Origin of the sequence: Parabacteroides hominis, from assembly GCF_014287585.1 — a bacterium.
Classification (GTDB): domain Bacteria; phylum Bacteroidota; class Bacteroidia; order Bacteroidales; family Tannerellaceae; genus Parabacteroides; species Parabacteroides hominis.
On the sequence record NZ_JACOOJ010000006.1, the window covers coordinates 90,598 to 111,162 of the forward strand.

Annotated in this window: 15 protein-coding genes; 8 read left to right on the plus strand and 7 right to left on the minus strand. The window is 46.3% G+C overall.

Annotation, left to right across the window (positions count from 1 at the left end; genetic code table 11):
- The first annotated feature begins 100 nt into the window (after window positions 1-100).
- Window positions 101-3,328: an InlB B-repeat-containing protein gene (locus tag H8S65_RS05200; protein WP_186928952.1), complete on the plus strand. Its 3,228-nt coding sequence runs from the start codon at window positions 101-103 to the stop codon at window positions 3,326-3,328.
- 105 nt (window positions 3,329-3,433) lie between these two features.
- On the opposite strand, the gene H8S65_RS05205 is transcribed toward H8S65_RS05200, so the two are convergent.
- The 3 genes from H8S65_RS05205 to rbp form a co-directional block, all read right to left on the minus strand.
- Window positions 3,434-4,876 carry an MFS transporter gene (locus tag H8S65_RS05205; protein WP_186928953.1) on the minus strand — a complete coding sequence of 481 codons (1,443 nt, stop codon included), beginning with the start codon at window positions 4,874-4,876 and terminating at the stop codon, window positions 3,434-3,436.
- A gap of 21 nt (window positions 4,877-4,897) precedes the next feature.
- Window positions 4,898-6,205 carry a bifunctional folylpolyglutamate synthase/dihydrofolate synthase gene (locus H8S65_RS05210; RefSeq protein ID WP_186928954.1) on the minus strand — a complete coding sequence of 436 codons (1,308 nt, stop codon included), beginning with the start codon at window positions 6,203-6,205 and terminating at the stop codon, window positions 4,898-4,900.
- A 198-nt stretch (window positions 6,206-6,403) separates the two neighbouring features.
- Window positions 6,404-6,649 (minus strand): RNA-binding regulator, encoded by a 246-nt coding sequence (gene rbp, locus H8S65_RS05215; protein WP_186928955.1) that lies wholly within the window; start codon window positions 6,647-6,649, stop codon window positions 6,404-6,406.
- A 303-nt stretch (window positions 6,650-6,952) separates the two neighbouring features.
- Between rbp and H8S65_RS05220 the strand changes: the two genes are divergently transcribed.
- Window positions 6,953-7,207 (plus strand): TIGR03905 family TSCPD domain-containing protein, encoded by a 255-nt coding sequence (locus H8S65_RS05220; protein WP_186928956.1) that lies wholly within the window; start codon window positions 6,953-6,955, stop codon window positions 7,205-7,207.
- Between the two features lie 2 nt (window positions 7,208-7,209).
- Here H8S65_RS05220 and H8S65_RS05225 read toward each other — a convergent pair whose 3' ends face one another.
- The 3 genes from H8S65_RS05225 to H8S65_RS05235 form a co-directional block, all read right to left on the minus strand.
- Window positions 7,210-8,451: a PAS domain-containing sensor histidine kinase gene (locus H8S65_RS05225; protein WP_186928957.1), complete on the minus strand. Its 1,242-nt coding sequence runs from the start codon at window positions 8,449-8,451 to the stop codon at window positions 7,210-7,212.
- A gap of 94 nt (window positions 8,452-8,545) precedes the next feature.
- Entirely contained in the window at window positions 8,546-9,229 is a 684-nt protein-coding gene (locus H8S65_RS05230) for a response regulator transcription factor (RefSeq protein WP_186928958.1), read from the minus strand.
- 5 nt (window positions 9,230-9,234) lie between these two features.
- On the minus strand, window positions 9,235-10,674 hold the full coding sequence (locus H8S65_RS05235) for a sensor histidine kinase (protein ID WP_186928959.1): 1,440 nt from the start codon (window positions 10,672-10,674) through the stop codon (window positions 9,235-9,237).
- A gap of 412 nt (window positions 10,675-11,086) precedes the next feature.
- On the opposite strand from H8S65_RS05235, the gene H8S65_RS05240 reads away from it, so the two are divergent.
- Together H8S65_RS05240 and dnaB are read left to right on the plus strand one after the other, a co-directional pair.
- Window positions 11,087-13,462, plus strand: coding sequence for an outer membrane beta-barrel protein (locus H8S65_RS05240; RefSeq protein ID WP_186928960.1), 2,376 nt, complete (start codon window positions 11,087-11,089; stop codon window positions 13,460-13,462).
- A gap of 404 nt (window positions 13,463-13,866) precedes the next feature.
- Window positions 13,867-15,390 carry a replicative DNA helicase gene (gene dnaB, locus H8S65_RS05245; RefSeq protein ID WP_186928961.1) on the plus strand — a complete coding sequence of 508 codons (1,524 nt, stop codon included), beginning with the start codon at window positions 13,867-13,869 and terminating at the stop codon, window positions 15,388-15,390.
- A gap of 57 nt (window positions 15,391-15,447) precedes the next feature.
- On the opposite strand, the gene H8S65_RS21010 is transcribed toward dnaB, so the two are convergent.
- Window positions 15,448-15,582 (minus strand): hypothetical protein, encoded by a 135-nt coding sequence (locus tag H8S65_RS21010; RefSeq protein WP_255489036.1) that lies wholly within the window; start codon window positions 15,580-15,582, stop codon window positions 15,448-15,450.
- 282 nt (window positions 15,583-15,864) lie between these two features.
- Between H8S65_RS21010 and H8S65_RS05250 the strand changes: the two genes are divergently transcribed.
- The 4 genes from H8S65_RS05250 to H8S65_RS05265 all read left to right on the plus strand — a co-directional run bounded on the left by H8S65_RS05250 (window position 15,865) and on the right by H8S65_RS05265 (window position 20,505).
- A complete protein-coding gene (locus tag H8S65_RS05250; RefSeq protein ID WP_186928962.1) occupies window positions 15,865-17,184 on the plus strand; it encodes a TolC family protein in 1,320 nt (439 codons plus the stop codon).
- A gap of 11 nt (window positions 17,185-17,195) precedes the next feature.
- Window positions 17,196-18,230: an HlyD family secretion protein gene (locus H8S65_RS05255; protein ID WP_186928963.1), complete on the plus strand. Its 1,035-nt coding sequence runs from the start codon at window positions 17,196-17,198 to the stop codon at window positions 18,228-18,230.
- A 3-nt stretch (window positions 18,231-18,233) separates the two neighbouring features.
- Complete coding sequence (locus H8S65_RS05260; protein WP_186928964.1) at window positions 18,234-19,823, plus strand: MFS transporter; 1,590 nt, start codon at window positions 18,234-18,236, stop codon at window positions 19,821-19,823.
- Between the two features lie 76 nt (window positions 19,824-19,899).
- On the plus strand, window positions 19,900-20,505 hold the full coding sequence (locus H8S65_RS05265) for a hypothetical protein (protein WP_186928965.1): 606 nt from the start codon (window positions 19,900-19,902) through the stop codon (window positions 20,503-20,505).
- Window positions 20,506-20,565: the final 60 nt, after the last annotated feature.

The following is a 20,565-nucleotide window of genomic DNA, read 5'->3' on the forward strand; positions in this document are numbered from 1 at the left end:
TATCGTAACCGGGTTGTTACGATCCCCGTAAAGCCTCTGTTACGATGGCCGTAATAAAACAAGTAACACATATTTATAAATTACATAATAATTATAGCGTATGAAAAATAGGTACTTAAAGAGTTTGACAGCACGTGTGACGATATTGATGCTGTCTTTTTTATGTCTGGCAGGAAGCCAGGGAGCCGGGGCACAAAACCCGATGGAGAGAGGGAGCGGCTCTTCCGCCAGTAGTGTTGTGTCGCCACAAAAGCCGGTAATGCCCCGTATGACTAAAAGCGGAGGTAATGCCGTTTCTGTAAATGGTACGGAATACGATACCTGGGCAAATGCTGTTGCAGCGATCAATTCAAATGCGACAGAGACTTCGTTCGATATCGTATTGTTGAATCACGTAATGGATGCAAAGATAATGCCGTCTAAAGCGTGTACGATTAGCGGAAGTACGTCTTCGATCAATTTCGCCTATATTAATGATGAGAGCTATCTTACGAGAATACAAATGTCGGCTCCATTGACATTTAAGAACATTACGCTTCAGATATGGCAGATTGCTTCGAACGGGCATGCGTTAACATTTGACGAAGGAGTCACTGTTGTGAGCACATATAGGATTGGTAATGAGTATGATGGATATACGACTCTAACAGGTATCCGGAATATCTGGGGAGGAACAGATTCATCGAGCGATGTTGCAAGTTCCGACATTACGATCAAAAGCGGCCAGTTTGGTTGGATACTTGGCGGCAGCGCTTCTACCGGAGCTGTCACTGGAACTGCTAAAATAACGATGAGTGGCGGAACAGTTAACGGATCTATTTTCGGAGGTGGTTATGAAGGTACATGTGGCAATACGGAAGTGAGAATTTCAGGTGGAACATTTATCGGTGAAATATATGGCGGTGGCGAGTTGGGAACTGTGACCGGAGCTACATATGTAGAAATCGACGACGCTCATATCGTACCCATAGTAATAGACCCTGGAACCTATAGCGGAGGAGGCATTTATGGCGGCGGTTTTGGAGAAGTGGCAGAAAGTGACAAAGGAAAAGTCGGCTCTGCACAAGTCCTTATCAAAAGCCTTGCAGAGGATAGCCGTAATGTAACTGTCTTTGGCGGCGGCCTGTATTCAAATGTAGGAGGAAATACGCAAGTAACGGTCGAAGGAGGAAATATCAATGCCGTCTACGGGGGCGGTTATAACTATACCAACACAAGCGGTAGCGTTGCCGGCAATGTAGACGTGCTTATCAAAGGAGGAACGATCGGGACTGTCGGTGCCGCCAGAGGGCAGGAGTCCGGAAAAGCCGTTCCGGTCAGCGGAAACATGAATATCACAATCGAAGGGGGAGAAGTGACGTATGTGATACAATCGGGCAATGAACCTCATGGAAACGAATATAAATCTTGTACGTTGACGATCCGGAATACAGGTTCGGAGAGTGCTCCTTTTATGTTGCCGGGGATATATGCTATTACCGATCTCGTACTTGAGAGCTCGACTGTGAAACTTAAACCTATTGAGTTGGTTTCGAGTGCTTACAAAGTGCATAGTTTTATTTTGCATAAGGACCATCCGCTAAATATAAGCGGGGATGGGAAACTTGTCGGGACCGATATTCTTCTTAATAAGTTCGGGACAGAGAACTTGCCGGAAAACCTCCCGTTGGTAATTGCAAGCAACCTTCCCAAAACTACCACATTCGCTAAACATGTGAAGATGGAGAACGGCAATGCCGTTACTATCCCCGTCTACAAAGCCGGAAACACCTATCGCCTGAAAAAAGACAGTGAAACTCTTTATACGGTAAACATTACGGAACCGGATCGAAAACTCGGAACTTTGTCTGTTGTGTGGGATAAAGTCAATGGGCAAGATGTCGAGCTGGAAGATGGCGACCAGGCTCCGGCAAATACTCAGTTGACCGTTACCGTCACCCCGGCGGATGCAGGTATTACTGCTGTTCTCAAAAACAACGGTCAAACGATAACGAGCGGCGAAAAACTGACCTTGTCCGCTGATGCCGATATAACGGTGGAAACAGAAGTCCAACCGTTGGATTTGTCCCTGCGGAGCAATGATGTCACGATCTCGAAAGATGGTGATGATTGGAAATATACGGAAGCCGCCATTACAAAAACCGCTACGGCAGCAACCTCTTTCAACGGTACAATCAAGAACACTCTTGCCGATGGCAAACGCATGTTGATCGATAACACCGCACAGGGTGTTTTGATCTTTGAGAGCGCAAAGATCAACTCGACATCGATCGCGGCTCCGGCATTGACAATCGAGAACGGAGCGAACGTTTCCTTCAGCGGCAGCTTGGAAGTAAAGACAGGCAATGCCGACCAATACGGTATCCGGAACGAAGGAAGCCTGACCATTGCAGGTGCATCGACAACGATCACATCGACCAATACGAATGGAGGTAGCGATAAAGGAATCCAAGTTGGCAATAGCGCGGTCATTGTGTCTGAGACAGGCACTACTCTTACCACTTCCGGCCTGAGTAATGAAGGGACTGTTGTCGTGAAAGAGGGTGCTGAGGCCAAGACCGAAGGAGGAGAGGATTTGCAAAAGACCTACTTGGTTACGGTCGCTGATCCGGGCAACGGCCATACCTTTACGGTAAAAGCCGGAGATATCGAAATCAAGTCTAACGACAAAGTAGCCGATAAGACGGTATTGGCAGTCCTGGCAACCCCGGCAGGCGGCTATCGGTTGGAAACGATCACCGCCACTCCCAAAGATGGCCAGGCTGTGGCATTGGCAAACAACGGAACCTATGTGATGCCTGAAAATGAAGTGACCTTCAAGGCTACCTTCAAAAGCACGTATGTTCCGCCTGTCCCGACTTACTATACCGTTACCCTCCCCGAAGTGGAAGGAGTCACCACCGATCCGAAAGCCGGTACGCGGACCGTCGAGGAAGGCTATTCGTTCAGCTTTGCCCTGACGCTTCATGAAGGTTACGAAAACTCCCGGCCAGTAGTAAAAGCCAACGGAGCAGTAGTGGAACCCCGTGAAAGCGACGGTAAATACATCATTCGGAATATAGAGGAAGATATAGAAATAACGATCGAAGGCATCATAAAAGACGATCCGACGGGCAATGCGACGATTGAAGGAGAGGTCAAGGTTCAGGTTATCGGTTCAACCTTGCATATCTACCTCCCGAAAGCAGAAACCGTCAGTGTCTATACGCTTTCCGGACTTCTTTACGGGCAACAGGATTTATCCGCAGGAAGTACACAGATACAATTGGGCAGAGGCATGTATCTTGTGAAGATCGGAGGGAAGACATATAAGATCGTAATCCGGTAACAAAAAAAGAGACTGTGTCAAAATAACCTTGTTTCCACGCTTGGCTCTCATAGCCGTCAAGCGCGGGAACAAGGTTATTTTGACACAGTCTCTTTTTTTCTCTTCTTATCTCTGTCCTTCGCCGATCATCTCTTCTGCCAGTACTTTGTCGGCATCTTTTTGGATGTTAGGAAGTTCCAGGCCGTAACCTTTGATGCGGTCTTCACGTTTCAGCAACAGGGAGATCACAAGAGCTAAAACACCGAAGCAGGTGAAGATCAACATCGGGATCGTATAGTCGTATGTCGGTTTACCGTTGATCTCTCCGGTGATGCAGTATGCATCCAATACGATACCGATCATATACGGAACGCCCATCAGTCCCCAGTTTTGTACCCAGAATATCAGAGCATAGGCAGTCCCTAATTTGTTTTCCGGAATGATCTTCGGAACGGAAGGCCACATGGCGGAAGGAACCAGTGAGAAGGCGATACCTAACAGCAAGATCAGTCCTAAGGCTATCAACCAGTTGTTCAACATCGGGATGGAGAAAGTCAAGTGAATAAATATCAACATGATGGAGCCGATAATCATGATAGTAGCACCTTTGCCTTTGCGGTCGTACAAGTTCCCGAAGAACGGGGTCAAGAGGATATTACCGAATGGCAGCAAAGCCGGAATGACACCGGACCATTCCGGATCGATACCGAACTTGTTGATCATAAGGTTCGGAGCATATTTCAGGAAGGGGAAGACTGCCGAATAGAATAAAACGCAAAGGAGCGCCATATACCAAAAGCCCTTTAACGTGATAATATCCAGGATATCGCTGAAACGGAACGGTTCTTCTGCCTCTTCTTCCCCGGTAGCACCGGCGGCGTCTTCCGCGTCGCGCTTCTTGTCCATGACAACGAATACGATGAAGGACAGCAGGCCGATGCAAAGTAAAATCAAACCGATGAAGATCGGCATGCTGATGGAGTTACCGAACGCACGGCTCAACAAAGGCGTAACACCGATTGCCAAACCTGTACCGATACGGGCACAAGCCATTTCCAGCCCCATTGCCAATGCCATCTCTTTTCCTTTGAACCACTTTACGATGATCTTCGAAACGGTGATACCGGCAATCTCGATGCCGACGCCGAACAAGGCGTATCCTAATGAAGCGACCACCAGCGGATATCCGTATTCCGTACCGAAAACGGCAACGGTTGCGCCGTCGAAGTTATGTGATATGCCGAACCATTTGATAAACACACCGACGAGCATGATGCTGGTTGCCATCAAACCGGTGAAACGTACGCCCATCTTGTCCAGGATCATACCTCCGAAGATAAGCATCAGGAAGAATACGTTGAACCAACCGTAGGCGCTGGTAAATTTGCCGTATTCATTGGCTGTCCATCCTAATCCGCCACCTTCGACCGGTGTTTGTAATAAGTCCTGTAGCGGAGCCATCATATCCGTGATGAAGTATCCGCAGAGCATTGTGAATGCAACGAGCGCCAGTACGGACCATCTCGCCGTCTTCGATTCGCTCAGTTTTCTCTGAATTTGTTCTGTCATGATATTTGTTTTTGAATTATGTTATTTGTTTTCTTTGAGGAACAAGGGCAGGGCATCTGCAACGATAAACGTGCTGCCGCCAATAAAGATCATATCGTCCTGTCCGGCACGTGCCAGTGCCTTTTCTACTGCTTCCGGTACGGAGTTGCAGACTACGCCCGACAGTCCGTGGCTTGCGGCCAGTGCGGCAAAGTCTTCCGCAGGCATTGCCCGCTGTACGGAGGCTTGGGTGAAGAAATAGAATGCCTCTTTCGGCATCAGTTCCAATACGCCGTTGATGTCTTTGTCGTTTACCATGCCGACAATCATATAGAGATGTTTGTGATATTTCAGTTCTTCTTCCAGTTGGATTTGCAAATATTGCCAGCCCCCGACGTTGTGCCCGGTGTCGCATGCGACTTTCGGGTTTTGCTGTAAAACCTGCCAGCGTCCCATCAGTCCGGTCAACTCGACCACATGTTCGAATCCTTCCCGTATCGCTTCGACCGGAATGTCTGCGCCGGCTGCGTTCAGCAAGTTGATGGCTCCCAATACGGTAGTGGCATTCCTGAACTGCACGACGCCACCCAGTTCACCGAATAGCTGCCCGTATTCCGCAGAATCCAGATACCATTCGCCCGTATCCATCAGATACGATTCTTTCAGCAGCCCTTCGTCCTGGGCGAAATAAACCAATGTGCCGGCTTTGACAGCTGCATCTGCAAAAACTTGTGCCACGCTGTGCCGGTCTACTTCGCCGATCAGTGCCGGAACATCTTTCTTGATGATACCGGCTTTCTCAAATGCAATCTTTTCGACCGTATCTCCCAAGAACTGGGTATGGTCCAGACTGATGTTCGTGATGATGCTCAGGATAGGAGTGATGATATTGGTGCTGTCTAACCGTCCGCCCATGCCTACTTCGATAACGGCATAATCCACCTGCTCGGCACGGAAATAGTCGAATGCCATGCTGGAAGTCAGTTCGAAGAAGGAAGGTTGGAGAGGCTCGAAGAAGGAACGGTTGCGTTCTACAAAATCCATAACGTATTCCTTAGGGATCTTTTGGCCGTTTACCCGGATTCGTTCGCGGAAATCGATCAGGTGCGGGGAGGTGTAAAGCCCGACTTTATATCCCGACTGGCGCAGGATCGCGGCTAACAGGTGGCTGACGGAGCCCTTGCCGTTTGTGCCTGCAACGTGTATTGTTTTGTATGCTTTATGCGGATTGCCTAAATGGTCGTCCAGCGCGATGCTGGTTCCTAATCCGGGTTTGTAAGCTGAAGGTCCGGCATTCTGAAAAACAGGAATACTGGTATATAGATAGTGTAGCGTCTCTTCGTATGTCATGCTGTTAGAATTTATGTCTCGCAAAGTTAGGTACAAATATTTTAGGAAAAAAGGAATTGCTTAAAATACTACTTTATCGACTTGAATGCGGAAAGCTTTTCATTCAAGACGTTTCTTGCGGATGTTCAGCTATCAAAAACAAGAAAAGGATACCCGAAACGGATATCCTTTTCAATTTAGCTTTTATAATTCAGTGAATTAATTTCTTGGGAGTGCTTCTTTTACAACCATAGGACGGCCTTCGTATGTAGCTCCGTTCAATTCTCTGATTGCATTTTGTGCTTCTGAAACTTCCGGCATTTCGATGAATGCAAAACCTTTAGATCTTCTTGTGTCGCGATCAATAATAAGTTTTACTGAATCAACTGTTCCGAACTCTTCCATTACTTCTCTCAAATCCGATTCCTTAACATTGTAGCTAAGGTTACCAATATACATGTTCATAAATATAAAAATAAAAAAATTAATAATCCAACAATCGAATTTAAAGAAGTTATTTATCAGAGATGAAGATGCTCAATATAGATAATTGAGATGATACATGTGAAAAATCAAATCGATATAATCTCTCATTGTTTGTCGATACAAAGGAAAGCATTCTTTTCGGATAAAATACTATGCTTTCCGATATATCTTGAATAATTTGTTTCTTTTGTGAAATTAAGCCAATACTTAAGGATTGGACGTTATCTCAAATTATTATTATCTTTGTGCCCCGTTACATTAATGAATTAGAAACAGAAAAGGATGAATAAACAACGCGTAGCCTATACTCCGACCGGCGGAGTATGTTCTAAAATGATGATTATCGACTCGGAAGACAACGTAATTAAGAATGTACAGATCATTGGCGGTTGCCAGGGAAATACCCAAGGTTTGTCCAGGCTGCTGGAAGGCATGGAGGTTCACGATGCGATCCGGCGTCTCGAAGGGATCGATTGCCGCGAACGGGGAACTTCATGCCCGGACCAGTTGGCACAGGCATTGAAGCAGATCCGGTAATGTTAACGGGTGGGAAGGGTGAACCAGAAGGTCGAGCCTTTTCCCAAATCGGATTCCACACCGATTTCCCCGCCGAGTGTCTTGATGATGGTCTTGCAGATGGTAAGCCCCAGGCCGGTTCCCTGGCTGAAATTATCTATTTTCATGAAACGTTCGAAGATAGAATCGATATATTCCGGGGCGATGCCGATTCCGGTGTCTATCACTGAAACGCAGACTTTACCGTCTTCTTTCTGATAAGTCAGCGTGATTTTCCCTGCTTCGGTGAACTTGAATGCGTTTGTGATGAGGTTTGTCAATACCTGCTTGACCCGTTTACGGTCTGTCCGGAGAGTTATATCCGGGAGTGCGTCCGGCGTAAACAGGAGCGGAATTGAATAATGGAGTTGCGAGCATTGCAAGAAAACCTCATCGCATATCTCTTTCATTTTTACATCAGACCATTGATAGTCCAATTCGCCCGATTCGATCTGCGAAAAGTCGAGAATGTCGGAGACGAGTTGCAGGATCAGTTCGTTGTTCTTTAGGATGATATCGAGGTATTCCAGCCGTTCCTCCCGGCTTTCCGTTTCAGTGATAATACTGGAAAAACCGACAATGGAGTTCAGCGGAGTGCGTATTTCGTGGCTCATGTTGGCCAGGAATGCAGACTTCAGTTTATCGGCTTCCATGATTTTTTGCATTTCCAGTTCGGTCCTGATTTTTTCTTCTTCGGCTTTCCTGAGTTTATCTTCCATTTCGGCTTTCCGGTGGCTTTCGGTGTTATCGTTTATAATAAGCAGGTAACCGATTTGTCCTATTTCGTCATCCCATAAAGTGATGCCTTTCATTTGAAGATATTTGACCGCATTCCCTCCTTTAGTTTTAAAGTATGAGGTGTCGTTCACCTTTTTGAAAGAGTAGGTGATCGGCATGTCGATGGTTATGCTTTCCTCTTTTTTCATCTGGCTGGTCAGTTCTTTCATGTTCGGGTCGTCGAAAATATTGATGCCGATCAGTTCGTCTATAGTCGTTTCAAATATATCGGCATCCGCTTGGTTGGTGTCGATCATGATGCCGTCTGTGTCGTATAATTCTACTCCGATAGGCAGATTTTTAAAGATCATCCGGAAACGAGTATCGCTACGCAGAAGGTTGTGCCTGAAAAATTCTAACGATTCCTCAATATTATTCTGCTTGTTCGACTTGGATAACAGGTTGATAACTTTAGTTCTGCCTCGTTTTCTGTTTATATTGTTTTTCATCAGCTATCGGTATAATTCAAATTATGTGCAAATGTATAAAATTATGGCTGAATAAAAGTAGAAGTATAGGTTATTATGGATGGCCGATGCTTTTTTAGTCAATAATCAACTTGTAGCCGATTCCGCGTACATTTAATATCTTGATCGATTCGTCTTCCGACAGTTTATGCCTTAACTTGGTAATGAATACGTGCAGGCTGCGGGCATTGAAGAACGAATCGTCTCCCCAAAGTTCTAATAGGACGTCTTTCATGGGCAGTACATGGTCTTTGTTCTCACATAGGCGCTTCAGTATTTCGGATTCGCGGTTGCTCAGCAATTGCTTTTCTCCGCAGTACTGAAGCGTTTGTGTGATGGAGTCGAATGTATATTGTCCGAGTGTGAAGTTGCTGCTTTCTTCCTTACGGACACTTATTTTGTTCAACAATGCCTTGATACGGATGATAAGTTCCGCCATGCCGAACGGTTTTTTCAGGTAATCGTTACCCCCCAGCTCGAAACCTTCGACCACATCGTTGGCTGCGGAACGGGCGGAAAGGAAAAGAACCGGTATCTGCTGATCCGTTTTCCGGATGTGCCGGACCATCGTGAAGCCGTCGATTTTCGGCATCATGATGTCTGTGACGATGATGTCCGGCTTTGTCTCTCTATATCGTGACAACCCTTCTTCTCCGTTTGCGGCGAGAATCACTTCAAATTCTTCACCATCCAAGGTGTCTTTTATAATCATGGCGAGCGTCGGCTCGTCTTCTACCAATAATACTCTGATCTTATCCATTGTCGTTAATTTTTAAAATGAAGGCTGAATGTGGAACCTTTCCCCGGCTGGCTCTTGACGGTAACGCTTCCGCCGTGCTTGGACATCATATCGTGTACATAGTATAATCCAAGCCCGAAACCTTTTACGTCATGCAAGTTGCCGTTTGGGACGCGGTAGAATTTGTCAAAAATCCTTTTCAGGTTAGTCTCGCTGATGCCGATTCCTTCGTCTGTAACTGAAAGAACTGTTTCTTTGGGTGATACAGCACCTTTGATTGTGACACGGCAAGGCTTCTCGCCAGAGTATTTGATTGCATTCCCGATCAGATTGCTGAGCATATTGTACAGATGGGTCCGGTCGGCCGTTACAACTAATTTAGCCGGTATCTCTGTCGTCAGGTTGATAGGTCTGTCTGTCTTCAGCTTGAATTGCTCGATAAGCGGAATGAGCAGTTCCAGTACCAATATCGGTTCGGGCCGTAGGCGGAAAGTATTCCTGTTTTCGACAGAAAGGGTCAATATTTGTTCGACAAGTCCGGATAGGTGGTTGAGTTGTTCCCGTACGATATTCAGATATTTCTTTTGCTTCTCGTTAGTGGTGTCACTGTAATTCAGCAGTACATCATTGGCGGCATAGGCTACCGATATCGGCGTTTTCAGTTCATGCGTCATGTTGTTGGTGAAATCTGTTTTCAGTTCTTCTATCGTTTTCTGCCGAAGGATGGTATAAAGGAGGTAGATGAAGGCTATCAGAATAATAACGATAAGCAGGAATGAAGATGTCAGGATACCTGCCATTTGACGGAATACGATCCGGTCGGGGGATGGTAGTTTCAGGCTATAATAATACTGTTCCGGCTCGATTGTGTGAGTAAAACAGACCATATTCTTCCAGGGTTGTTTTCTATATATCGAATCACCGCCGGTGTAAATGACGGAGTCGGTTGCTCCTTGCCGGATCACTTGCAGGACGAACGGTGCTGCAATCCCTCTTTTCTGCAATTCTATTTGCAGCAAGTTCTTATATTGCGTGTAATCAATAGGTAGTAGTGAGTCTATTTTCTGGTGCATCATGATCTGGACGCCTCTTTCCATTGTACTGATCATCTGCAGGTATTCTTTAAGGGTCTGGGCTGCTGCTATATATTGGACTGTAGTGCCAGGTGGAGACGATATGGTTTGATCCTGGCTGAGGGAATCTTTTTTGTCTTCCCAATCCGTATCCCGACTGATCGAAATCTTGGGTGATATTTCATCATGATAATTATTTTGGCTAAGCGAATCCAGGCGTAGGAATAATTCCATATAATCGGCCATCCGCATGGATTCTTCTATCTTCTCCCACGTGCTTTTCTTATTTGAAACATACAAACCTTTTAGCCAGTAGCCCTGCGATATCAGTAACCCGGCAAGAGAAAGGCAGATGAGTGTTGCTATTATTTTGAATCGGAGACGTGTCTTCATTCCCTTTTATATTTGTAACAAAAGTATATGTTTCGATTCAATTTACCACGAATCCGGTAAGACTAAATAACACTAAATAGTGAAATGGATAGTCTGCAATACAAAAACGTCTGCAAAATATAGTGATTTTGTGCGCTATAAACCGTATTAGACATGAAATTCGACTGCAACCTGATCCAAAGATCATCATTGGTTTTAACCAGGATTCATCTTGATTTTCGTCATAGTCTTCCTCATTATCTATGGCATATATCCATATCTGATATTTTTCCAATTCGGGTAGATAAACTTCTAAAAATATATTGCAACATAAGCGTGGTAAGACTAAATAACACTCCATAAGCGAGTGATAACACAGTTTCTCATCAGAAGGCTTTTCCTTTGCAGTGTCAATTAAAAAAAACGAACGAAGATGAAACGAATACTTTATTACTCTTTGGTTTTATTTGTAGCCGGTAGCGAAATGATACAGGCGCAGGATTGGATTCATGGAAAAGTGGTCGATAAGGAAGAACAACCGGTAGACGGGGTGGCTGTCGTATTGCAAACATTGGATTCCATCTATATAGATGCAGCGGTTACGGATAGCCTCGGCACTTTCCGGTTGAACCAGGAAGCCGGCCAGGCTTATCGCCTTTTGTTCCAGCATTTGCTGTACGAACCGGCCTGTAAAGAAATATCGACTGCTGAGGCCGGCACGATATTCCTGAAGGGGAAAGATTATGAACTGGAAGGCGTCGTAGTGAAAGCCGAACGTCCGCAGGTGAAAGTAGAGAATGGCGCGTTGAAATATGATGTTCCTCAACTCATGAAGGACAAGGCTGTAAGTAATGCCTTTGAAGTAGTCAAACAGATACCGGGTGTGATCGGTACGGATGATAACATCCAACTGTTAGGGGCAGGCAGTCCGAGTATTGTGATCAACGGACAGCTAACCACTATGTCGGTCGACCAGTTAGTCGGTTTGTTGAAGACTATCCCTGCTTCGTTTGTCAGCAATGTTGAGATCATGTATAATGCACCTGCCAGATATAACATCAAAGGAGCCATGATCAATGTCGTGCTGGATAAGGAAACGACCGGAAATAATTCTTTTCAGGGAGAAGCCGGCGTCGATTATCTGCAGCGTCATTACGCAGAAGGGAAAGCGCACGGCAACTTGCTTTACTCCACGTCGCGCCTCAATATAGACTTTTTGGTCAACGGGGCTAAGGGACGGAATTATATGGGAGAAGAGATCCTGGCCCGCCACACCCTGAAAGATCAGGTAACGGAGGTCAACCAATCGGGACGCGGAATCCGGAATGGCATGGATGGGACGATGCGTTTAGGCGTAGACTATACTTTTAGGAATGACGACGAACTATCCGCCGCCTATTATCTCAAAGCCGGTAAATCGGATATCGAACGGATGGCAACCACTACCTTCCAGGCGTTGGAATCCGGACAATCGGCAGAAGAACGTTTTAGCCGTACTTATGTGGAAGGAAACAGTGCGTTGCACAATGTCCGTATCCAGTATGACGGCCATGCAGGGCTTATGGCAGGGGCCGATTTTACGCGTTATCATTCACCCGGTTTCCAGACATTTGTCGATCAAAGCCGTGAAACGACAGTGACGGATATGCAGAATAATTCCAAACAGAATATTTCACAAGGAGCACTATTTATTAACCATAGCCACACTTTTGAGACCGGGTGGGCACTGAATTACGGTGTCCACGGCGGTTTCACCTCTTCGAAAACCTACATCGACTATCTGTATAATAAAGGCAACGGTTATGAATTGGCTCCCGACGAGCTTGAAAATAACCGCCAGAAAGAGTATAGCGGAAATGCATTCCTGGAAGTGTCTAAGGATTTTGGTTCTCACTTTTCAGGGACCGCTTCCCTGAAAGCAGAATATTTTAAATCCGATTATATCTCTAACGGCGTGAAGTCCACGCTTTGGAATAACTGGACTTTGTTCCCGAATGCGACACTCAGCTATATGATCGATCCGATGAACATCCTGCAATTGAATGTAAGCAGCGACAAGACCTATCCGTCTTACTGGGATGTGACGCCGCAGGCAAGCCCGATCAATTCTTATTCCGTTGTCCTGGGCAATCCTTCTTTGAAACCTTACCGTTCCTATAGCGGGCAGTTGCTTTATATCCTGAAGCAGAAATATACGATCCTGGCTTTTTGTGATTATGTGCCCGATTACTTCGTCCAATTGCCTTATCAGAATACCTCGGAACTGAAAAACGTTTTCCGGTTTGAGAACATGGACTACCTGTTGCAATTCGGAGTGGGGGTGATCGTTCCTTTCCGTGTCGGCGAGTTCTGGAACAGCCAGGTGACCTTGACCGGCCAGCGTATACAGGAGAAGCTGGACCATTTTCATGATCTGTCTTTCAACAATGAGAAATACACCGGGCAGTTCAAGATGGATAATACGTTTACCCTTTCCAAGTCCCGTCCGAACCTGAAACTGGATTTGAATGGCTATTTCGTGACAGGTGCTGTGCAGGGCGTTTATGATCTCGGTTATCTCTACGATGTCTCTTCTGCATTGAAATGGCAGTTTGCCGACGATCGTGCTACTCTGATCCTGAAATGTAACAACATCTTCCGTAGCAATATGCCTCATACGATGGAAATCAACCAGTCAGGCCAATATAGCCGCCTTTGGAAACTGGACGACCAGCGTTGCGTGACGGTTTCTTTTGTCTGGAAATTCGGTGGTTATAAGAAGAAAGAGCATGAAGCGGTGGATGCTTCCCGTTTCGGAAAATCGATGTGATTTGACCGTATTATCCACGTCTTGCATCGGTAAATTCTTTTGGGGGATATGTTAAAACTTACAATATCCCCCTTGAAAAGGCATTATTTCGTATTCGCTTGATTGATAATGTATTGTCGAATAGCTTGTTTCTTAAAAAATATTATCCTTGCGGGTAATTCGATTTATATGGGGTATAAAATCAATTTTTATGCGCTACTGTTTCGATTTGGACCAGCGGGTATTTGAGGAAACTATACAATAAGTATTGCTTTAAGAAAAGCGGGACCTGTACATGCTGATTTCGACAAATAAGACCTCCTCCCCCTTGAATAAATTTGAAAGGATTGCCTTAATACAACCTTGCAGGGTTCGGAGAACCGGATAAAAAGTATTACTTTTGATGCCCGATAATAATTAGAACAATGGCAGAAAAAGGAAAAAATACAGGAGGCAAAGGAAAGCAGAAACCGGTTATAGTACCCGATATGGGGCGCTTGCAGCCGCAAGCCCGTGAGTTGGAAGAGGCTGTGTTAGGCGCTCTGATGCTTGAAAAAGATGCCTATTCGATAGTCAGTGAAATATTGAAGCCGGAGTGTTTCTATGAGAAGGCGCATGAGAAAATTTATGCCGCTATCGTAGATCTGGCGATCAGCCAGCGCCCGGTGGATATGCTTACTGTCACCGAGCAATTGAAAAAGCGCGGCGAACTGGAAGAGGTAGGCGGGCCGTTCTATATATCCCAACTGACCAGTAAGGTGGCCAGTAGCGCCCACATCGAATACCATGCCCGTATCATCGCCCAGAAATATCTGGCGCGTGAGTTGATCTCCTTCACTGCCATGATACAAGGCAAGGCTTTCGACGAGACGATCGATGTGGAAGACCTGATGCAGGAAGCCGAAGGAAAACTCTTTGAGATTTCCCAGCGCAACGTGAAAAAGGATGTTACCCAGATCAACCCCGTCATCAAGGAAGCGATGGTCTTGCTTGAGAAGGCAGCCAATCAAAAAGAAGGGTTGAGCGGTCTGCGCACCGGCTTCGAAGGATTGGACAAGATGACTTCCGGATGGCAGAATTCCGACCTTATCATTATTGCCGCCCGTCCTGCGATGGGTAAGACCGCTTTCGTCCTTTCTATGGCTAAGAATATGGCGGTGAACCATAACACGCCGGTAGCCCTGTTCTCCCTTGAAATGAGTAACGTCCAGCTTGTAAACCGTCTGATCGTGAACGTATGCGAGATTCCGGGCGAGAAGATCAAGAGCGGACGTCTGGAAAACTACGAATGGGAACAGTTGGATTTCAAGATAAAAGAACTGTACGACGCTCCGATCTATGTGGACGATACGCCGAGCCTTTCGGTATTCGAACTGCGTACGAAAGCCCGCCGCCTGGTGCGTGAACATGGCATTAAGATTATCATTATCGACTACCTCCAGTTGATGAACGCGAGTGGCATGAGCTTCGGCAGCCGTGAACAGGAAGTAAGTACCATTTCGCGATCTTTGAAAGGGTTGGCGAAGGAACTGAACATTCCGATCATTGCCCTCTCGCAGTTGAACCGTGGTGTGGAGGCGCGTCAAGGAGTGGAAGGGAAACGCCCGCAACTGGCCGACTTGCGTGAATCCGGTGCTATCGAGCAGGACGCCGATATGGTTTGTTTCATCCACCGTCCTGAATATTATAAGATAACGGAAGATGAACGGGGTAATTCCCTGATCGGCCTGGCCGAGATTATTATAGCCAAGCATCGTAACGGTGCGGTCGGGGATGTACGCCTTCGTTTCAAGAGCGAGTTCGCCAAGTTTATGAATGTGGACGAAGATGTCCCGGTCCGTGAGTTCTCTTCCAATATGAATGGTTCGGCCCCGATGGGAGCTATGCCGCCCATACCGCCGACCGGCGCAGATTTCTTAGCACCGGGAAATAATGAGGTCCCGTTTTAAATATTCATTTATTTTCGTTGAACAGAAAGTCATGTAGCGGAGAGGATTTCGAGGGGGTTATTTACCGTCGGATGAATCTTTTCCGCTAATATCCAGTATGTCTTTGACTATGTACCAAATGACGAACAGTACCATGACGCTTCCGATCACGATACCTCCGACTTTTATGACTGTACCAATGTATTCTTCCATGTTTCCCATATATAATTTTCGTAAATATAGGAATAATATAATCACGTGCCTGTTTTTTTCATCAAAAAGATTTTTCGTACCTTTGCCCCTTGAATGGGGCATACAGTCTCATGCGATAAATGAAAAAGCAAAATAGAATAGCGTATTTTCCCTTATTGAAAGATGTACTAACCAAGCTTTCACTCTTCCACCAGTGGGGAAGAGAAAACTCCGATTAAGTAATTTCTTTACTTGATCTTTATTATCCGATTCTTATAATTTAAAACTCGTAAACAATAACGTATGAGCAAATTCACTTTGTTCATAATGTCGCTTTGCGCGTCATTATGTCCTATGGGTTCGCATGCCCAGAATGTGGCCCGGCGAGTCGTGTCCATCGATGAGATGTTCTCGCTTGCCGACCAAAACAGTAAATCACTACGCCCGTTTGCTACCGGAATGGCAGAAGCGCGGGAAGGAGTAAGGGTGGCCAGGAATGCCCGGTTGCCGGAGATTGATGCTTCTTTGTCTTTTAGTTATTTAGGGGACGGCCGTATGATGGACCGGAATTTCTCCGATGGTTTTAATGCACCGATGCCGCATTTTGGCAATAATTTTGCCATCGAAGCTACGCAGGCCGTCTATACGGGAGGGGCCGTCTCCAACGGGATAGCGATCGCCAAGTTGCAGGAAGAACTTGCCGGCTTGGATATGGAAAACAACCGCGATAAGATACGCTTTATGCTGGTCGGTTATTATCTCGACCTTTTTAAGCAGCAGAACATGTATCGGGTGTATGAAAAGAATATCGAACAGACCCGGCAAGTGCTGAAGGACATCCGGGCGAAAGGCAACGAGGGAATCGTGCTGAAGAACGACATTACCCGTTATGAGCTGTTGCTGTCTAACCTCGAACTGACCCGTACGCAGATTGAAAATACGATCGTGATCCTGAATAATAATCTGACGACGACACTCGGACTGCCGGCAACAGTCATGCTTGAACCCGATACGGCGCTGTTGTCTAAAGTCCTGCCGGTAGAAGATACCGAAAGTTGGACCCATACGGCATTCTCTAATTCTCCTGTCCTGAAACAACTGGAATTGGGTGTACAGATGAGCAAGCATCAAGATAAAATCATCCGTTCGGAGCGTTTACCCAAAGTCGCTTTGTTTGCCGGTAATAAGTTGGACGGGCCGATCATCATAGAAGTGCCGCCAATCGACAAGAACTTTAATTACTGGTATGTGGGCGTAGGTGTGAAGTATAATTTCTCTTCCCTCTACAAGACGAATAAATCCCTGAACCGGAGCAAATATGCCATACGCCGTAACATCGAGCAGTATGACGATGCAAAGGAGCAGACCGAATTGGCAGTGAAAGCCGGGCATATCAAGTATCTGGAATCTTTTGTCGAACTCAATACGCAGGAGAAGAGTGTGGAACTGGCTAACCAGAATTATGCCGTTGTCAGCAACCGCTATAAGAATGACATGGCACTCATCACCGATATGCTGGATGCAAGCAACTCCAAGCTGGCAGCCGAGCTGCAACTGGTAAACGCCCAGATTAATACCGTATACAATTATTACAAACTTCTTTATATATCAGGAACATTATAAATATTACAGTCATGACTCGAAGAAATAAGAAAATAGCATTCAATATCTGTATCATTATTCTATTGGTAGCCGCCTTTGCATGGGTTTGTTCTCGCTTTATCCATTTAGGGAATGTCGAATTTACCGATAATGCGCAGGTTCGCCAGCAGATCGTGCCGGTGAACAGCCGCGTACCGGGCTTTATCAAGAAAATCTATTTCACGGAATACCAGGAAGTGCATAAAGGCGATACGTTGGCTTTGATTGAAGAGGCCGAATTCCGTTTCCGGGTGGCACAGGCGGAGGCTGATTATCAAAATGCCCTGTCCGGAAAGACGGTGATGACGTCGACTATCCATACGACTCAGAACAATATCTCCGTTTCCGATGCCGGGGTACAGGAGGCTAAAATCAGGCTGGAAAATGCGGAGCGTGAATATAAACGCTATAAGAACCTTTTGGCCCAGGATGCCGTTACTCGCCAGCAGTATGATGCCATCAAGACGGAATATGAAGCGTCGAAAGCCCGTTACGAACTGTTGTCCCGGCAGAAACATTCGACGGCGCTTGTCAAGCAGGAGCAGACCCGGCGGTTGGAACAGACAGAGGCCGGTATCAAGTTGGCGGAAGCAGCTTTGGAGATTGCCCGTCTGGATTTGTCCTATACGGTTATCATCGCCCCGTGCGACGGAACTACCGGACGCAAGGAAATCCAGGAAGGACAGTTGGTGCAGCCCGGACAGACATTGGTGGATCTGGTGGACGAGAATGAAAAATGGGTAGTTGCCAACTACAAGGAAACGCAGACGGCCAATATCTATGAAGGACTGCCGGTCGATCTGGAAGTGGATGCCATTCCCGGCGTGGTCTTTAAAGGGGTTGTCAAATCTATTTCACGGGCTACGGGAGCCAGTTTTTCACTGATCCCGCAGGATAATTCGGCTGGTAATTTTGTCAAGGTGGAACAGCGCATACCTGTGCGTATCGAGTTTGCGGAGAATAATAAGCCGGAAGATATGAAGCGTTTGCGTGCCGGTATGAATGTTGAATGTATCGTAAACTATTGATGTATGCATGATATAGGACCTTTCTCGATTCCTGCCATGCGCGACTTTGTTCCTGAAAAGCTAAGGCCGTGGATTGTGATAGCCATAGTCATTGTCTTTCAGCTTTCGGGAGGTGTCTATTTAGCGGCCGTCAGCGAGATGGTCGGATCGACAGCTTTGTTGCAGGAAGATGTGATGATGGCAGGATATGCTTCTTTGGTGGGAATGTCGCTGACTTTTGCCGTGATGTTCCGGCTGAAGTTCCGGTTTCCGTCGAAGACGGCTTTGCTGGTTTGCAGTGCCGTGCTTATAGCCAGTAATCTGATCTGTATGTGTACCCGCAGTGTCCCGATACTGGTTACGGTCAGTTTTATTGCCGGCTTTTTCCGTATGTGGGGGACGTTCGAATGCAATTCAACGGTTCAGCTCTGGATAACGCCTAAGCGCGATTTGTCTGTTTTCTTTTGTTATATCTACCTGTTGGTGCAAAGTTGTATCCAACTGTCAGGGCTGATCACGGTCTATACGGCGTTCTGGGCGAAATGGGAGTTTATGCACTGGCTGATAATCGGACTTCTTTTGCTGGTGATGATCGTAACCATGCTGATCTTCCGCAACTACCGCTCGATGCCCAAACTGCCTCTTTACGGGATCGACTGGCTGGGTGCGATTATGTGGGGAGCGATCTTGATGTGTTTGATCTTCATTTGTGTATACGGGGAGCATTATGATTGGTTCGATTCTGTTTATATCCGGATGGCGGCCTTGGCGGGAATAGTCCTGCTGCTTCTGAATCTCTGGCGCGCCTCTTTCATCCGGCATCCGTTCATAGCGTTGAGGACCTGGCGGTTCAAAGCGGTCTACACGACTTTCTTGCTTTATATCATAGTCGATATTTTGTTGGCGCCGGAGCATCTGTTCGAGCATATTTATATGGAATCGATCCTGAAATATGATTCGCTGAATCTGATTTCATTGAACTGGGTCGTACTTTTAGGTATTGTGTCAGGAAGCATATTCACCTATTTGACGTTTGCCCGCCATAAATGGGCGTACCGGAAAATGACGGTTATCGCTTTCCTGTTGATAACGGCCTATCTGATGATGTTCTATTTTACGCTCGATTACAACCTGCCGAAAGAGTCGTTGATGCTGCCTTTGTTCCTGAGGAGTTTCGGGTATGTGATTATTGCGATCTGCTTTATCACGGCATTGTCCCGCGTCCCTTTCGAGAACTTCTTTGAAGCTGTATCGGTACAGGCATTTGTCAGTGCGGCTTTCGGGGGCGCATTGGGAACAGCCTTGCTCGGACGTGTGCTGACAATCGTAATGAAGAAGAATGCTGTGCATTTGGGGGCGACGCTCGACCATGTGAACCTGTTGGCAAACCATTTGCCATTAGGTGAGCTTTACGGTGCTTTGCACCAGCAGGCGTTGATGGTGTCGATGAAAGAGTTGTACGGCTGGCTTACGCTGGTCAGTCTCTTTTGTCTTTTCCTTTTCCTGATAAACGAGAATTCCGCCCGCCCGTTCCATGCTCTTCACCCGCGATACAGGCTTATCCGCCGTGCGATTAAGCATGATCTGAGGATGAGGAAGCTGTGGAAAAGATGATACTTTAAGCTTTTTAATGAACTGTCCGGTAGGGGGATTTCCACTTCTTATTGTCATTATAAAAAACAACGATGATATGTGGCGATGCGGATTGGCTTTTTTATCCCTCTTTTTGTCTACGACGTTTCTCTTGGCACAAAATTCCTTGTACCAGGATTCGGTATGGGTGTCCGAGATGCTGGCAGGCAAAGATACGATACGGCTTAATCCGGAATATCTGAAAGCGATCGGGAACGGAACCTTGATAAATCTGGGACAACCCCTGGAACTCGAATCATCCCGATTGCCGATCCTGAAAGACTTTTCGGAATATATAAAAGCGGATACTGTTCGGCGATTATTGCAAATCGACTCCCTTCCTCCGGCAGTGTTTTGGCTCTATCGAGGGGTGGACATGCTACATGCTGATAGTCGGGGAGACTATAAGAAGCCTATCAAATCGTTGGTTATAAGCAATCAGATACGATTGGGCAATTCACCTTTTTACGGAAGAGCCGGGACACAGAATCTTTTTCTGCCGGAGGTGAAGGACGGGCAGCGGAGAGGATCGGCAGGGGTTACCATAACGCTCCATTTTTCAATGGAAGATATGTTGCGTTACGCCTTTTGGAAAAGCGAACGGGATAAAAAGCGCAATCGAAAACGGGACTTTACCTGGAAGCACTATAATTCGTACCCTTAACGAAGATGGTCTAACGGAGTGTTATGGAGGGAAAGACACTTATCATAAATGACAGGTATT

What these genes read in the sequence shown, in the direction of transcription:
- H8S65_RS05200 (WP_186928952.1), top strand. Translation starts at nt 101, where the DNA reads ATGAAAAATAGGTACTTAAAGAGTTTGACAGCACGTGTGACGATATTG.
- H8S65_RS05205 (WP_186928953.1), bottom strand. Translation starts at nt 4,876, where the DNA reads ATGACAGAACAAATTCAGAGAAAACTGAGCGAATCGAAGACGGCGAGA.
- H8S65_RS05210 (WP_186928954.1), bottom strand. Translation starts at nt 6,205, where the DNA reads ATGACATACGAAGAGACGCTACACTATCTATATACCAGTATTCCTGTT.
- rbp (WP_186928955.1), bottom strand. Translation starts at nt 6,649, where the DNA reads ATGAACATGTATATTGGTAACCTTAGCTACAATGTTAAGGAATCGGAT.
- H8S65_RS05220 (WP_186928956.1), top strand. Translation starts at nt 6,953, where the DNA reads ATGAATAAACAACGCGTAGCCTATACTCCGACCGGCGGAGTATGTTCT.
- H8S65_RS05225 (WP_186928957.1), bottom strand. Translation starts at nt 8,451, where the DNA reads ATGAAAAACAATATAAACAGAAAACGAGGCAGAACTAAAGTTATCAAC.
- H8S65_RS05230 (WP_186928958.1), bottom strand. Translation starts at nt 9,229, where the DNA reads ATGGATAAGATCAGAGTATTATTGGTAGAAGACGAGCCGACGCTCGCC.
- H8S65_RS05235 (WP_186928959.1), bottom strand. Translation starts at nt 10,674, where the DNA reads ATGAAGACACGTCTCCGATTCAAAATAATAGCAACACTCATCTGCCTT.
- H8S65_RS05240 (WP_186928960.1), top strand. Translation starts at nt 11,087, where the DNA reads ATGAAACGAATACTTTATTACTCTTTGGTTTTATTTGTAGCCGGTAGC.
- dnaB (WP_186928961.1), top strand. Translation starts at nt 13,867, where the DNA reads ATGGCAGAAAAAGGAAAAAATACAGGAGGCAAAGGAAAGCAGAAACCG.
- H8S65_RS21010 (WP_255489036.1), bottom strand. Translation starts at nt 15,582, where the DNA reads ATGGAAGAATACATTGGTACAGTCATAAAAGTCGGAGGTATCGTGATC.
- H8S65_RS05250 (WP_186928962.1), top strand. Translation starts at nt 15,865, where the DNA reads ATGAGCAAATTCACTTTGTTCATAATGTCGCTTTGCGCGTCATTATGT.
- H8S65_RS05255 (WP_186928963.1), top strand. Translation starts at nt 17,196, where the DNA reads ATGACTCGAAGAAATAAGAAAATAGCATTCAATATCTGTATCATTATT.
- H8S65_RS05260 (WP_186928964.1), top strand. Translation starts at nt 18,234, where the DNA reads ATGCATGATATAGGACCTTTCTCGATTCCTGCCATGCGCGACTTTGTT.
- H8S65_RS05265 (WP_186928965.1), top strand. Translation starts at nt 19,900, where the DNA reads ATGTGGCGATGCGGATTGGCTTTTTTATCCCTCTTTTTGTCTACGACG.